The organism is Streptomyces sp. NPDC048331 (assembly GCF_043201215.1).
Lineage (GTDB): Bacteria > Actinomycetota > Actinomycetes > Streptomycetales > Streptomycetaceae > Streptomyces.
In genome coordinates this window covers 14,290-27,083 of record NZ_JBICYT010000036.1, presented here as the reverse complement: position 1 = coordinate 27,083, position 12,794 = coordinate 14,290, and the positions used below count along the sequence as shown (strand labels likewise).

Here is a 12,794-nt window from a genome sequence, read left to right as displayed (position 1 = left end):
CCTTTCTGTGCGTACGGGCGTGGCCGTCGCCGGGGGCCTCGGGGGTGGTGTGGCCCCCGGCGACGGTCGTTCGGTGCCGGCGGGTGTCGGTCAGTGCCGGGCGGCGGTGCGGCGGTTGCGGAGGAAGAGGGCGACCAGCAGGGCGACGCCGATGAGGATCAGGCCGTTGACGAGGATCGCGAGGTTGATGCCGGACAGGGTGGCGTCCTTGACGGGTTCGCTGGAGAGGCCGCGGATCTGGGCGGTGGCGATGGCGCTCATGATCGGGATGCCGATGGTGATGCTGACCTGCTGGGTGAGGGTGGTGATGCCGGTGGCCAGGCCCTGCTGTTCGTCGGGCAGGCCCGAGGTGGCGGTGACCATGAAGCCGACGATGGCGGCGACGTGGGCGTAGCTGCTGAGGAAGGCCAGGCCCAGGACTCCGTAGAGCCAGCCGCGGGCGTCGCCGGCGAAGAACAGGGCGCCGACGGTGATGCCCTGGACGAGGAGGCCGGCGACGAGGACGGCCCGGCTGCTGCCGAGTGCGCCGATCCAGCGGGGGGCGGTGACGCCTCCGAGGAAGGCGCCGACGCCCAGGACGCCGAAGGTCAGGCCGGTGGCGATGGCCGAGTAGCCGAGGACTTCCTGGAGGTAGAGGGTGAGCAGGAAGATCATGGCGGTGAAGCCGATGAAGGTGGCGGCGCCGCCGATGTTGCCCCAGGTGACGGTGCGGCGGCCGAGGATGCGCAGGGGTGCCAGCGGTTCGGCGGCGTTGAGTTCCACGAAGCCGAAGACGACGAGGAGGACGACGCCGACGGCGAGGGAGATCAAGGTGGTGGGGTCGCCCCAGCCGTACTGGCCGGCGGCGGAGATGCCGTAGACCAGGGCGATGAGGCCGGCGCTGACGGAGACGGCTCCGGGGATGTCGAGCTTGCCGCCCGAGGAGCGGGAGCCGGCCTTGATCAGCATGGGGGTGACGACGATCAGCAGGATGCCGATCGGGATGTTGATGAAGAAGCCCCAGCGCCAGCTCAGGGTGTCGGTCAGGAGGCCGCCGAGGATGGCGCCGCAGGTGAAGCCGGCGGAGAGCATGGCGCCGTTGAGGCCCAGTGCGCGGTCGCGCAGGGGTCCTTCGGGGAAGGAGGTGATGAGCAGGGCGAGGCCGGCGGGGGTGACCATGGCGGTCGCGAGGCCCTGTGCGACGCGGGCGGCGAGCAGCGGGCCCGCGTCGTCGACGAGGCCGCCCGCCAGGGAGGAGAGGGTCAGCAGGACGAGGCCGGCGAGGAAGACCTTGCGGGCTCCGATCAGGTCGGCGATCCGGCCGAAGAGGAGGCTGAATCCGGCGGCGCTGAGCGCGAAGGCCGTGGCGATCCACTGCAGGTTCTCGGTGGCGAAGTCGAGCTCGCGGCCGATGACGGGGACCGCCACGTTCATGATGGAGAAGTCCACCGCGAGGGTGAACTGTGCGCCGAGCAGCAGGAGAAGGATGAGCGTCTGTCGCTTCGTCATCTTCTCCGGCGCGGGGGCGGCCGGGCCCGGCGGCTGATCCGCCCGAGTCTCCTCGGGGCTGTTGACCGTTGACATGAGAGACCTTTCGAGTTCCTGCCGGTTGGGGTGTTCCGAGCATCTGCGCGGGGTGGGGGGCTAGCCAGTACCCGCTGTTTCATAGGGCTGCGGTGGGTACCACTGGCTGGGTCTGTCTCATGCGGGCCGGCCGTGAATACGTTTCGGGGCATGACGAATTCCACACTCTCCGTGGTCGAGGACTTCTTCGGTCGGCTCGGTGCGGGCGAGGCCGACCGGGCGCTCGAACTGCTCGCGGAGCCTCTCGACTGGTTCACTCCCGGTGACACCGCGCTGATCCCGTGGATGGGGCGGCGTACCACCCGCGGCGAGGTCGCGGACTTCTTCGAGCAGGCGGGTGCGAACCTGACGCCGGAGGAGTTCGCGATCGAGCGGATCCTGGCCGAGGACGGGACGGCGGTGGCGCTGGGGCGTTTCCGGTACCGGGTGAACGCCACCGGTAGGTCGTTCGCCTCCCGGTTCGCGGTCGAACTGGAGGTCTGCGACGGGTTGATCACCCGCTACCGCATGCACGAGGACAGCTACGCCATCTCCTTGGCCTTCCTCTGAGCCGTCCGGCCCACTTCGATCCGGCTTCGGACGGCGAGCGCGAAAGAGGCTTCGATGACCATCCGGTACCCCACTGAAGAAGACGCCGGCGTGGACGCCGGCGTGGATGCCGCGGATGCCGCGCGTCGGGGCGCCTGCGACGTCCTCGTCGTAGGTGCCGGCCCGACCGGGCTGACCGCGGCGTGTGAACTGCTGCGCCGGGGGGTCCGCGTCAGAATCGTGGACGCGGCTTACGGCCCCAGTGTGCATTCCAAGGCGATGTTGGTGTGGCCGCGCACCCTGGACGTCCTGGAGGACCTCGGGCTCTCCGGGGGTGTGGACCAGGTCGCGGTCAAGTTGCGGCAGATGACCTACTACTCGGAGAAGAAGCCGGTCACCCGGATGCGGATGGCCGACGACATGGCTCCTTACTGTCTGCCGCAGCGGCTCACCGAGGAGGTGTTGACCGAGGGTCTGCACCGGCTCGGCGGCCGTGTGGAGCGCGGTGTGCGGCTGGTGTCGCTGCAGGACGTGGACTTCGGCGGGGCGATACGTGAGGACCGGCCGGTCACCGCGGTGCTGGAGCACGCCGGCGGGGGCGTCGAGCGGTTCACCGTGCCGTGGGTGATCGGCGCGGACGGTGCGACGAGCGCGGTGCGCCGTCAGCTCGGTATCGCCTACGAGGGCGCCACGTACGAGAACCGTTTCCTGATCACGGACGCGAAGGTGGCCGGCGATCCGCTGGAGAGCGACGAGATCCACTACTACCAGTCGCGGATGGGTGTGCTGGCCATCGTGCCGCAGCCGTTCGGGTTGTTCCGGTTCTTCACCAACGCTCCCGCGGACATGGCGGACGGGACGTTGGCGGACATGCAGCGGCTGGTCGATCTGCGGGGGCCGGGCGGGTTGCGGCTGACCGACCCGGACTGGGTGACCACCTTCCGGGTGCACCGGCGTCGGGCCGCCTCCTTCCAGCTGGGCCGGGTCTTCCTGGCCGGTGACGCCGCCCACGCGCACAGTCCGATGGGTGGGCAGGGTCTGAACACCGGGATCCAGGACGCGCAGAACATCGCCTGGAAGCTGGCGTCGGTGGTGCGTGGTGAGGCGCGGACCGTGTTGTTGGAGAGTTACACGCCCGAGCGGGCGGCGGTGGCCGACGCGGTCGTGCGGGACACCGATCTGCAGACCCGGGCGGCGATGTGGACCCGGGGCAGTCAGGTCACGTTGCGGGACACGGCGATGCGGGCCCTGGACCGTACGGGGGTCCTGGACCGTTTCTACGTGCCGGTGGCGGCGGGCCGGCGTTGGGTCTACGGGCCGGTCGCGGACGGGCCGAGGCGTTCCAGGCCGGTGCACTGGTGCTCGGCGCGGGCGGGGTTGCGCCGGCACGCCCGGGAGGGTGCGGCGCTGCCGCGGCCGCTGGCCGTGGCGTTGGGGGTGGCCGGACCGGCCGCCGATCCGGTGCGGCTGCACCTGGTGGTGCTGCCGGGCGTGAAGGACCCGGACCGTGGTCTGGCCGAGGCGGTGCGCCGGTTGGTGGGGCCGTGGGCGGGCCAGGTGCGGGTGGTGGACACGGCCGTTGTGCCCGGGCGTGGGCCGGCGGTGTCGGCCGCCCGTGAGCTGCGCTGCCGGCACGCCGGTTTCCATCTGGTGCGGCCGGACGGGCACGTGGTCCTGCACGGGCACCGCGAGGAGTTGCGCGAGCTGTACGACACCCTCGACCGCCTTCTGGTCCCCGGGGCGGGCACCGCTTCGGGGGCCGTCCTTTCACCGATCGACGAACTTCCGCTGGAGGAAGAAGACATGTACCAGAGCGCCGGTTCCGTTCCCTTCGCCCACACGGTGGGCTCCGGTCCGCACAAGGTGATCGTGCTGCATTCCCTGTTCGGTGGGCACCAGTCGTTCTCGCCGTTGTGGCCTTACCTGGACGGGTCGCGTTTCAGTTACGCGTTCATGGACGCCCGTGGGTTCGGGCGGAGTCTGGAGGTGGCCGGTACGTACACGACCGACGAGATCGCCTCGGACGTGTTGACGCTGGCCGACAGCATGGGGTGGCAGGAGTTCTCGCTGATCGGGCATTCGCTCGGTGGGCAGCCGATCCAGCAGGTGCTGCTGAAGGCTCCGCAGCGGGTCCGGTCGATCGTGGGGCTGAGTCCGGTGCCGGCGGGCGGCATGCCCATACCGGACTCCGACTTCCCGTTGTTCGCGGAGGCCGCGCACAAGGTGGAGAACCGTCGCATCGTCATCGACATGACCACCGGGAACCGGTTGTCCCCGCACTGGGTGACCTCGTTCGCGGAGTCCTCGATGAAGGAGGTCGGGCCGGTCGCGTTCCGCGGTTACCTGGATTCCTTCCGTACCACGGACTTCGCGGACCGGATCAGCGGTGCCCAGGTGCCGGCGCTGGTGGTGGTCGGTGAGCACGACCCGGCGGTGACGGCGGAGTCGATGCGGGAGACGTGGATGAAGCACTACCCGAACGGGCGGCTGGCGGTGGTGGGCAACGCCGGTCACTACCCGATGGTGGAGACGCCGGTGGCGCTGGCGACCCTGCTGGAGGAGTTCCTCTCCCAATAGTCCTGGTTGCCCCTCCCCCGTCCCCCGCGGGCGGGGCGCCGAGGAGGCGAAGGCGGATGTCCGGTGACTCTCCTGTCGGTTGCCCGGGCGTCCGCCTTCCGTCTTGTCCGGGACCGGTCGCGGGCCGGCGGGAGCGGGAGGAGGGTGGGGGGATGCCCAAGGTGACGGCGGCGCCCGTGCCGGTGCGCGGGTGCGGGTCGGGGCTGGTGGCGGTGGTGGCCGGGCACGAGCTGACGGCGTTCGTCAGCGCGGCCCTGGAGGTGGCGGGGGCCCGTCCGGCGGACGCGGACCTGACGGCACAGGTGTTGGTGGCCGCCGACCTGGCGGGGGCGGCCCGGCACGGTGTGGTGCGGCTGCTGCCGTACGTGCGGGGGTTGTCGGGCGGGACGATCAACGGTGCGGCCCGGCCCGAGATCGTGCGCCGGTACGGGGACGTCACCGTGATCGACGCGCATCACGGGCTGGGCCAGCCGGCGTTGGCCTTCGCCGTGGACCGGGCGGTGGAGCAGGCGCGGGCGCGGGGCGCGTGCGCGGTCTCGGTGCAGCATTCACGCCATGTCGGCATCACGGGCTGGTTCTCGGGGCGGGCGGCGCGCGGGGGTGTCCTCGGTGTCATCACCACGCGTGCGGCCGGGTCCGCGGGGGGTGCGGGGGCCTTGTGGCAGGGGGCGGTAACAAGCCAGTTCTTGATGTGCCGGGACCGGACCGGCGCGGACGGCCCGCCGCCGTCGGTGTCGGGGTTGCCGGCCGGTGCGGGGGCGGTGCGGCCGCGGTTGACCCTGCCGGTCGCGGTCCTGGAGGAGTTGGGTCGGATCGCGGCTCTGGTCAAGGTGACGCCGGTACGGGCGCTGGACCGGCGTCGGCCGACCCGTTCCGAGGAGCCTTGAGTAAACACTCAGGTCTTATTTCATTTACCGGTGGCGTGGGAGAACACGCGGGAAGGCAGGTGGTACACACCCGAACCAAAAATCGTACACACCTCAACAATCGAGGTGGATTTACGCGGTAAGAGACCAGTAACGACGACGTCGGCGGCCCGCACGGGAATGCGGCGGGACGTGGCTGAATTGTCGTCGGTGTTCTCCCCCAGGGGGAGGCGCCGGTCCTGCCCTGCTCGCCAAATCGCCTTGTGGCGTGGGATCTTGGCCCCCGGTCCTGCGGAGTGACGGATGTCACGGGCCGGAATTCGCCGTTCCGGGTTTCCTTTGTAAGGAGGCCCGTGGCGTGAATCCGACCGGCCGCGGACGGGCACTTCCTCACGTTCCCATCGGCTAGTATTCGGCGGATGTTTCAGCGCAGTGCGCGGGCAGCGAAAGGCGAAAAGAGAATGCAGCGGGCGGCGGGAGTTCGAGATTCTGATCTTGGAAAGTTCCTTCAGGTACGGCGCAGCCTGCTGACGCCGGACGACATCGGCCTGCCCGGCGACGGCAAGAGACGCCGGGTGCGGGGGCTGCGCAGGGAGGAGGTCGCCCATATCGCCCAGGTCAGCGTCAACTACTACACGCGCCTGGAGCAGGGGCAGAACCGCAGCGCCTCTCCCGAGGTCCTGGACGCCATCGCCAACGCGTTACGCCTGAACCCGGGCGAGCGGGCGCATCTGCACAACCTGTCACGGGCCGCCGAGCTGGCGCGCCCGGCCAAGGCCGCCGAGGAGGTGCGGCCCGCGGTGGCCCGGATGATCTCCGCCTACCTGCAGGGGCCGGCGGTCGTGCTGGGCCGGCAGATGGACATCCTCGCCTGGAACGCCCTCGCCCGGACCATGTTCTCCGGCCACATCGACATCGAGGAGCTCCTGGCGCGGGACGCGCCGCCGAACCTGGCCGAGCTGGTCTTCCTGCATCCCGGCGCCCGCGCCCTCTACCCCCGCTGGAACGACGAGGCGGTCGAGATGGCGGGATACCTGCGGATGATGGCCGGCCGGTTCCCGGGCGACCCGGAACTGGTCGAGCTGATCGAGCGTCTTTCCCTGGCGAGCCCGGAGTTCACCGAGATCTGGTCGGGGCACGTGGTGTGGGACAAGACGTTCGGTACGCGCCATCTCCACCATCCGGCCGTCGGGGAGCTGACCCTCGCCTTCGAGAGTCTGCGCCTTCCCGACTCCCCCGACCAGTGCATCGTGCTGTACCACGCGGAGCCCGCCTCCCTTGCGGAAGAGGCGCTGCGCGTCCTGCTGGAAGGCCGCGGCGGCGGCTGACCGCCCCGGCCGCGGGACGTCGGCGCCGGTCCGGCCACAGTCGAGAATCCGTCAATACCCGTTGAGGATGACCAGCAGGGGCAGGCGAGGGGATCAACGCCTCGCCGAGACTGGACCCATGGACTCCTTCGCCGACCTCAGCCAGTTCCTGCGCTCCCACCGCCTTCGCACGACCCCTGAGCAGACGGGGGTCCCCACGGGCGCGGGGGCGCGGACCGCGCCCTGTCTGCTGCCCGCCGAACTGGCCCGGGCCGCGGGGCTCGACGCCGACCGCTACACCGACATCGAGGACGGCCGGGCCGGCCGGGTCTCCCTCGCCGTCCTCGACGCGCTGGCATCGGCGCTGCACCTCGACGCCGACGCCCGGGCCGAACTGTTCCGACTCGGGGCCTCCCCGGGAACGTCCCGGCTGCGGGGGCTGGGCCACCTCACCCGTGCGGTGCCCATGCTGCCGGTCATCGCCTTCGACCACCGCTACGACATCACCGGATGGAACCTGCCGGGGCAGGCGCTGCTCGCCTGGGGCCTGGACTGGCCCGTGGAGCACGTACAGCCCAACCTCGCCCGGATGCTCTTCCTCGACCGGGCGACGCGGGCACTGTACGGGCACGCGCAGCGCCAGGTCTGCGGCCTCGTCGGGGCCCTGCGGCGGGCGACGGAGCAGCGTCCGGACGAGGAGCTGGCCGCCATGGTGGTCGAACTGGCCGCCACCAGCCCCGAGTTCGCACGGTTGTGGTTCCGTCCGGTCGAGGAGCGCGGCGGCGAGGAGGACTGCGGGGTCCTGGTCCGCTTCGAGCATCCCGCGGTGGGCCCGATGGAGCTGTCCCGGGTGGTGCTGGAGGAGGGGGCGCAGAACGGGGAGTGGGCGGTGGTGTTCAGCCCGGAACCCGGTTCCGCGTCCGCCGCCGCGCTGGACGAGCTGCTCGCCCGCGTCTCCGGCCGGTCCGGCTGAGCCGGACCGGCCGGGCGCGAGGGCGGCGGGAGGGTGGGAGGGCGGGGTCCGGCCCGTTCAGGCGGGCGGTCCCGGCAGCCCCGGATAGGCGCGGTCCGCGCGCGGGGGCACGGCGAAGGTGGCCCGGCTGCGGACGTCCATGAACGCGTTGATGCCGTTGTTGCGCCGCACACCGATCCCCCCGTGGTGGGTGGAGGCATCGGCCGCGTTCATCATCGCCCGGGTGGCGTGGAAGTCCTCCATGGTGCGTTGCAGGGACACGAAGTGGGTCCCGGGCACCCCGTGGTCCGTCGTCGCGAAGTCCCGGCGGTTGATCCGTGGCCGGCCGGCGAGGCGGGCCCGCCCGGTCGCCTGGGCGTGGCCGACCCGGCCGTGGGCGGCGGCCACCGCCGGCAGCTCCGTACGGTCGCTCTCCGCGTCCTCGACCAGGGCGTGCGCCTCCTTCGCGGTCGTGCGGGGCGAGTACATCAGCGCGGCCCGCTCGTCCTCGTGCTGCTCGTACCAGCTGTCGGTGTCCAGGACGATGTAGCTGACGTGCATGGTCGTGCCGCCGGCCAGCGGCCCCTCGGTGATCGAGACCTCCTCCTCGGTGGCCTGGTTGCGGCGCAGTCCGGAGTGGAAGCCCAGCAGCAGCGGGGCGTTCGCGGGTACGCCTGCCTGCGGTCGGCGCACGGCCGGCAGGCCCTGGCCCACGAAGCCGCTGCGGGTCTCGCGCAGTGCCAGGCGCCCGCGCTGGTCGAGCGGCCCGGGCCCGAAGAGCGCCGCGGCGGCCCGTGTCAGCGTCTCCTCCCGGTCGGAGGCCAGGTGCAGGCAGGCGTCGTAGGCCTCCAGCACCGGATTCTCCCAGCGGGCCATCGGGACGGGCCGCCCCACCGGGGAACGCAGCGGTGTGTGCCGCTCGAACCAGCCCGGGCCCCAGCCCATGCACATCAGGATGCCGTCGGGCCCGTGCCCGTGGCGGTCCTCCAGGGCGGCGAGCGCGGCCTCCAGGCGGTCGGCGTCCTCCCGTAGGGGGGAGCCCACCACGTCGAGCATCAGCAGCCGGTGGTGGCGGGGCGGCAGGGCGCGGCCGGCCTCGTCGGAGCGGAAGGTGTCCTCCCAGGCGTGCTGGGCGGCGGGTCGTAAGGGCATCACAGCTCCTCCTGCGCATCGTCGCGGCGCAGGGCCGCGAACGCGGCGGCCCAGTCGGCCACGGGCGCGCCGGGTTCGTTGAACAGGCTGAAGGTCGTGCACCGGGCGGCGGGTTCCTCGATGGCCGCGACGATCGCGGCGGCCATGTCGGAGCGGGCCACCATGCCGTCCCCGTAGGGGTGTTGGCTGAAGGTCAGGGCGTGGCTGCCGGGCGGGTCGTCGGTCATCCAGGTGGGCCGCACGATGGTGTAGGGCAGGCCGCCGGTGCGCACCAGGTGCTCGGCGGCGACCCGGGCCGGCAGCAGCGTGTCGTCGATCCGGTTGAGGGGGTGGGCCGGTCCGTGGCCGACCGCGAAGGAGCTGAACAGGACGAAGTGCGCGCCGGGTCGGTGGCGTCGGACCTGTTCCAGCAGCACCCGGGTGGCCCGTTCGGTGTGGATGCGGGCCTCGCCCCGTCGGGGCACGAGGACGACGGCGTCGGCGCCCTCCAACACGGTGGCGGCGTCGGTCAGTTCGCCGAGGTCGCCGGGCCGGTCCGTATCGCCGAGGTCGGCGACGTAGCGGACGGTGTGGCCCCGGTCGGTCGCCGTCCGGGCGATGATGCGGCCGCTGCCGGCCCGGTAGGGGGAGCCGACGACGACGATCCGTGCCATGCCCTCACGCCCCGTCGTGGACGAGGAGGGTGGCCTTGCCGGCGATGCGGCGTTCGCGGAGCGCCGTCATCACCTCGGGGAGTCGCTCCCAGGCGTCCTGGTGGCCCAGGACCGGTCGCAGCCGGCCGAGGTCGATCAGGCGGACGAGCAGTTCCAGGTCCTCGCCGACGGGCTCGCCGGACCCGAACACCCAGAAGGGGTGCAGGGTCTGGCGGGCGTGGGGCACGAAGGAGGAGATGCTGAGGCTGGCCGTGCGGCCGGAGGAGGTACCGAGGACCACGATGTGACCGAAGGTGGAGAGTCGCCCGAGGGCGGAGACCAGGACCTGGCCGCCCACGGATTCGAGGATCACGTCGAAGTCGCCCTCGGCGTCGGCGAGGGAGGTGACGACGTGGTGCGCGCCCAGTGCCTTCAGGTCCAGGTCGCGGTGGGTGCCGGTCAGTGCGGTCACCTCGGCGCCCTCGGCGGCGGCCAGTTGCACGGCGAAGGAGCCGACGCCGCCGCTCGCGCCGGTCACCAGGACGCGGCGGCCCAGCAGCGGCCCGCCGCGGCGCAGGGCCCGCAGGGCGGTCAGTCCGGCGACGCCGAGGGTGGCCGCCTCGGTGAAGGCCACCGCGTCGGGGAGGACGGCGAGGCGGTCGACGGGGACGGCCGCGTACCGGGCCCAGCCGCCGAAGTCGTTCATCGCCGCGATCCGGGTGCCGGCGGCGGGTCCGCTGCCGTCGGCCGCGGCCCGTACGACGGTCCCTGCCAGGTCCTGCCCGGGGCGCCAGCCCTCGGCGCGGCGCCGGAACAGGTTCAGTTCGCCGCGGTTGACGGAGAAGGCCGCGACGCTCACCAGTGCCTCGTGCGGGGCCGGTTCGGGCAGGGCGACGATGCGCAGGTCGGGGCCGTCGGGGGTGCCGATCCAGGCGCGCATCCGCTGCGGGAGGATCGGTGGTACGGGGTGCGCGGGGGCGGGGGATGTGCGGGAAGAGGTCATGCGTCGACCGTAGGCAGGGCGTCGGTCGGGAGGGAAAGACCGGCTCTGTCTCGGTTCATAACTCCCGGGTATGAATGGGGTGGCGGCCCTACGATGGCGGGGTGACGATGCCGGAGGCGAGACTGTTGCGGTACTTCCTGGCCGTGGCCGAGGAGGGCAGCTTCACGCGGGCGGCGGCCCGACTGCACATCGCGCAACCGGCGTTGAGCACGCAGATCCGCCGGCTGGAGAGCCGGCTGGGGGTGCTGCTGCTGCACCGCACCACCCGGGTCGTGCGCCTGACGGAGGCCGGGCAGGCGGTGTACCAGCGTGGGGCGGGGGCGCTCGCCGCGTTGGAGGACGTGTGGGAGGCGGCCCGTCGGGCGGGGCGCGGCGAACTGGGCCGGCTGCGTCTGGTGTACAGCACCAGTACGGGGTACGGGACCGTGCCGAGCCTGGTGGAGGCGTTGCGGGTGCGGCTGCCGGACGTCCAGGTCGCCGCCGAGGTGCTGCGGACCCCCGACATCGCGCACGCGGTGCTCGACGGGCGGGCGGACGCCGGGGTCGCGCGTTCGCCGGAGGTGGTGGCGGGCGTCCGGCTGCTGCTGGTGCGGACCGAACCGCGCGGGGTGCTGCTGGCGGCCGCCCATCCGCTGGCCGGGCGGCGCGAGTTGACCGTGGCCGAGGTCGCGGCGTTCCCGCTGGTGCTGCACGAGCGGCAGGCCAACCCCGGCCACTACGACGAGGTGCTGGCGGTCTTCCGGGGGGCGGGTGTGGTGCCACGGCTGACGGAACGCCCGATGGCGTTCGACCCCACGCAGAGCGTGCTGCGGGACGCCCGCACGGTGGGTCTGGTGGCCGCTTCGTCCGGCGACCAGTTGCCGGGGTGGCTGCGCTGGGTCCCGCTCGCCGCGGGGACGAGGCCGCTCGCCACCCACCTGGTGCTCCCGGAGACCGCGCCGTCGCCGATCGTCACGCACTTCACCCGTGCCGCGCTGGACGCGGCCCGGGATGCGGGCTGGCTGGACGGCGGGCCCACCGGGCCGCCGGGACGACCCGAGGCGTGACCGGGGGCTGGGCCGGGGCCGAGATCCGGGGCGGGGCCGGGTCGGGGCCGGGTCCGGGGTCCGGGTCGGGGTCGGGGCCGGGGCCGGGGTCCGGGTCGGGGTCCGGGTCGGGGCCGGGGCCGAGATCCGGGCCGAGGTCCGGGGTTCGGGTCGGGGCCGGGGTTCGGGGCGGGGCCGGGGCCGAGATCCGGGCCGAGGTCCGGGGTTCGGGGCGGGGCCGGGGTCCGGGGCGGGGCCGAGGTCCGGGTCGGGGGGTGAGGGGCGCGTCCTCGGCTCCTCCGCCTCCGGTGCGTCGGAGAATCCGAGGGCGGGGGCGCGGGTGGGGGTGCGGGTGCGGGTGCGGGCGGCCGGCGTCGCCCACGCGCACCGCAGCCACCGCGGGCGTCGGCCGGCGGTGGCTCGGCCCGAGCGTCCTCGCCCGGGAACGGGGGCCATCACCGGATCACCGGATCACCGGATCACCGGATCACCGGGACGGTTCTCCCGGGTCCCCGCCCTGCTGCTGCCCCGACGCGCCGCCGGGGTTCGTGCTCGTGCTCCCGCCCGGCCCCTCCCCCGGTACCTTCCCGGGACGGTTGCCGGGACCGCCGCCCGAGTCCTGGCCCGGCGCCTTCCCGGTCTTCTGACCCCGATCCCGGCCTTGATCCCGGCCCTGATCCCGGCCCTGATCCCGGCCCGGCTCGTTCCCGGGGGTCGTTCCGGGAACGTTGCCGGAACCCTTGTCCTGGGCGCTGCCCGGCTCCTGGCCGTGCTCCTTGCCCGTGTTGTCGTGCCCAGGGGCCTTCCCGGGGTCGTGGCCGGAGTCCGGCGCCTTACCAGGAGCCGTGTCCGGAGCCTGGCCACGCTCCTTGCCCGTGTCCGTTCCGGGTGCCTTGCCCGATTCCTGGCCGGGTACCTTCGCCGGGTCCTGGCCCGACTCCTGGCCGGGCACCTTTCCGGGAGCGTGACCGGACTTCTCGCCCGACTCCTGACCGGACTCCCTGTCCCGCTGTTCGCCCGGCTCCTTGCCGGACTCCTTTCCGGGCTCCTTGTCCCGCTGCTTGCCGGACTCCTTGCCGGGGTCCTTGTCCGGCTGCTTGCCGGGGTCCTCGGCAGGCGCCTCCCCGGGGGTCTTGTCCCGGTTCTGGTCGCGCTCCTTGCCCGCGTCCTGACCGGGCTCCTTGTCCCG

General features: G+C 72.8%; 10 protein-coding genes and 1 pseudogene. 6 read left to right on the top strand and 5 right to left on the bottom strand.

The features are described from left to right. Window positions 1–90: 90 nt before the first annotated feature. On the bottom strand, window positions 91–1,488 hold the full coding sequence (locus tag ACGFYY_RS34040) for an MFS transporter (protein ID WP_393715377.1): 1,398 nt from the start codon (window positions 1,486–1,488) through the stop codon (window positions 91–93). Between the two features lie 225 nt (window positions 1,489–1,713). On the opposite strand from ACGFYY_RS34040, the gene ACGFYY_RS34035 reads away from it, so the two are divergent. The 5 genes from ACGFYY_RS34035 (at window position 1,714) to ACGFYY_RS34015 (ending at window position 7,814) form a co-directional block, all read left to right on the top strand. Continuing rightward, window positions 1,714–2,112, top strand: a complete 399-nt coding sequence (locus ACGFYY_RS34035) for a nuclear transport factor 2 family protein (protein ID WP_365276139.1) — start codon at window positions 1,714–1,716, stop codon at window positions 2,110–2,112. Between the two features lie 54 nt (window positions 2,113–2,166). Further along, window positions 2,167–4,668 carry an alpha/beta fold hydrolase gene (locus ACGFYY_RS34030; protein WP_393715375.1) on the top strand — a complete coding sequence of 834 codons (2,502 nt, stop codon included), beginning with the start codon at window positions 2,167–2,169 and terminating at the stop codon, window positions 4,666–4,668. 152 nt (window positions 4,669–4,820) lie between these two features. After that, window positions 4,821–5,555 carry an Ldh family oxidoreductase gene (locus ACGFYY_RS34025; RefSeq protein ID WP_365276133.1) on the top strand — a complete coding sequence of 245 codons (735 nt, stop codon included), beginning with the start codon at window positions 4,821–4,823 and terminating at the stop codon, window positions 5,553–5,555. Between the two features lie 440 nt (window positions 5,556–5,995). After that, entirely contained in the window at window positions 5,996–6,862 is an 867-nt protein-coding gene (locus ACGFYY_RS34020; protein WP_393715372.1) for a helix-turn-helix domain-containing protein, read from the top strand. A 118-nt stretch (window positions 6,863–6,980) separates the two neighbouring features. Next, entirely contained in the window at window positions 6,981–7,814 is an 834-nt protein-coding gene (locus tag ACGFYY_RS34015; RefSeq protein WP_393715370.1) for a helix-turn-helix transcriptional regulator, read from the top strand. A 57-nt stretch (window positions 7,815–7,871) separates the two neighbouring features. Here the strand turns inward: ACGFYY_RS34015 and ACGFYY_RS34010 are convergent, their stop codons facing one another. Genes ACGFYY_RS34010 through ACGFYY_RS34000 form a run of 3 tightly spaced genes read right to left on the bottom strand, consistent with a single transcriptional unit; the run spans window position 7,872 to window position 10,580 of the window. Then, the gene (locus tag ACGFYY_RS34010) at window positions 7,872–8,945 is read right to left on the bottom strand and encodes a hypothetical protein (protein ID WP_393715368.1); all 1,074 of its coding nucleotides are present in this window, start codon (window positions 8,943–8,945) and stop codon (window positions 7,872–7,874) included. Then, on the bottom strand, window positions 8,945–9,598 hold the full coding sequence (locus ACGFYY_RS34005) for an NAD(P)-binding oxidoreductase (protein ID WP_365276121.1): 654 nt from the start codon (window positions 9,596–9,598) through the stop codon (window positions 8,945–8,947). The genes ACGFYY_RS34010 and ACGFYY_RS34005 overlap by 1 nt, the downstream gene beginning before the upstream one ends. 4 nt (window positions 9,599–9,602) lie before the next feature. Beyond that, the gene (locus ACGFYY_RS34000; protein WP_393715365.1) at window positions 9,603–10,580 is read right to left on the bottom strand and encodes a zinc-binding dehydrogenase; all 978 of its coding nucleotides are present in this window, start codon (window positions 10,578–10,580) and stop codon (window positions 9,603–9,605) included. Between the two features lie 107 nt (window positions 10,581–10,687). Between ACGFYY_RS34000 and ACGFYY_RS33995 the strand changes: the two genes are divergently transcribed. Next, a complete protein-coding gene (locus ACGFYY_RS33995; protein ID WP_393715454.1) occupies window positions 10,688–11,626 on the top strand; it encodes a LysR family transcriptional regulator in 939 nt (312 codons plus the stop codon). Between the two features lie 466 nt (window positions 11,627–12,092). Here the strand turns inward: ACGFYY_RS33995 and ACGFYY_RS33990 are convergent. After that, window positions 12,093–12,794 (bottom strand): annotated as a pseudogene (locus tag ACGFYY_RS33990) (hypothetical protein); the annotation flags it as partial.

What these genes read in the sequence shown, in the direction of transcription:
- ACGFYY_RS34015 (WP_393715370.1), top strand. Translation starts at nt 6,981, where the DNA reads ATGGACTCCTTCGCCGACCTCAGCCAGTTCCTGCGCTCCCACCGCCTT.
- ACGFYY_RS34000 (WP_393715365.1), bottom strand. Translation starts at nt 10,580, where the DNA reads ATGACCTCTTCCCGCACATCCCCCGCCCCCGCGCACCCCGTACCACCG.
- ACGFYY_RS34010 (WP_393715368.1), bottom strand. Translation starts at nt 8,945, where the DNA reads ATGCCCTTACGACCCGCCGCCCAGCACGCCTGGGAGGACACCTTCCGC.
- ACGFYY_RS33995 (WP_393715454.1), top strand. Translation starts at nt 10,688, where the DNA reads ATGCCGGAGGCGAGACTGTTGCGGTACTTCCTGGCCGTGGCCGAGGAG.
- ACGFYY_RS34035 (WP_365276139.1), top strand. Translation starts at nt 1,714, where the DNA reads ATGACGAATTCCACACTCTCCGTGGTCGAGGACTTCTTCGGTCGGCTC.
- ACGFYY_RS34020 (WP_393715372.1), top strand. Translation starts at nt 5,996, where the DNA reads ATGCAGCGGGCGGCGGGAGTTCGAGATTCTGATCTTGGAAAGTTCCTT.
- ACGFYY_RS34005 (WP_365276121.1), bottom strand. Translation starts at nt 9,598, where the DNA reads ATGGCACGGATCGTCGTCGTCGGCTCCCCCTACCGGGCCGGCAGCGGC.
- ACGFYY_RS34030 (WP_393715375.1), top strand. Translation starts at nt 2,167, where the DNA reads ATGACCATCCGGTACCCCACTGAAGAAGACGCCGGCGTGGACGCCGGC.
- ACGFYY_RS34040 (WP_393715377.1), bottom strand. Translation starts at nt 1,488, where the DNA reads ATGACGAAGCGACAGACGCTCATCCTTCTCCTGCTGCTCGGCGCACAG.
- ACGFYY_RS34025 (WP_365276133.1), top strand. Translation starts at nt 4,821, where the DNA reads ATGCCCAAGGTGACGGCGGCGCCCGTGCCGGTGCGCGGGTGCGGGTCG.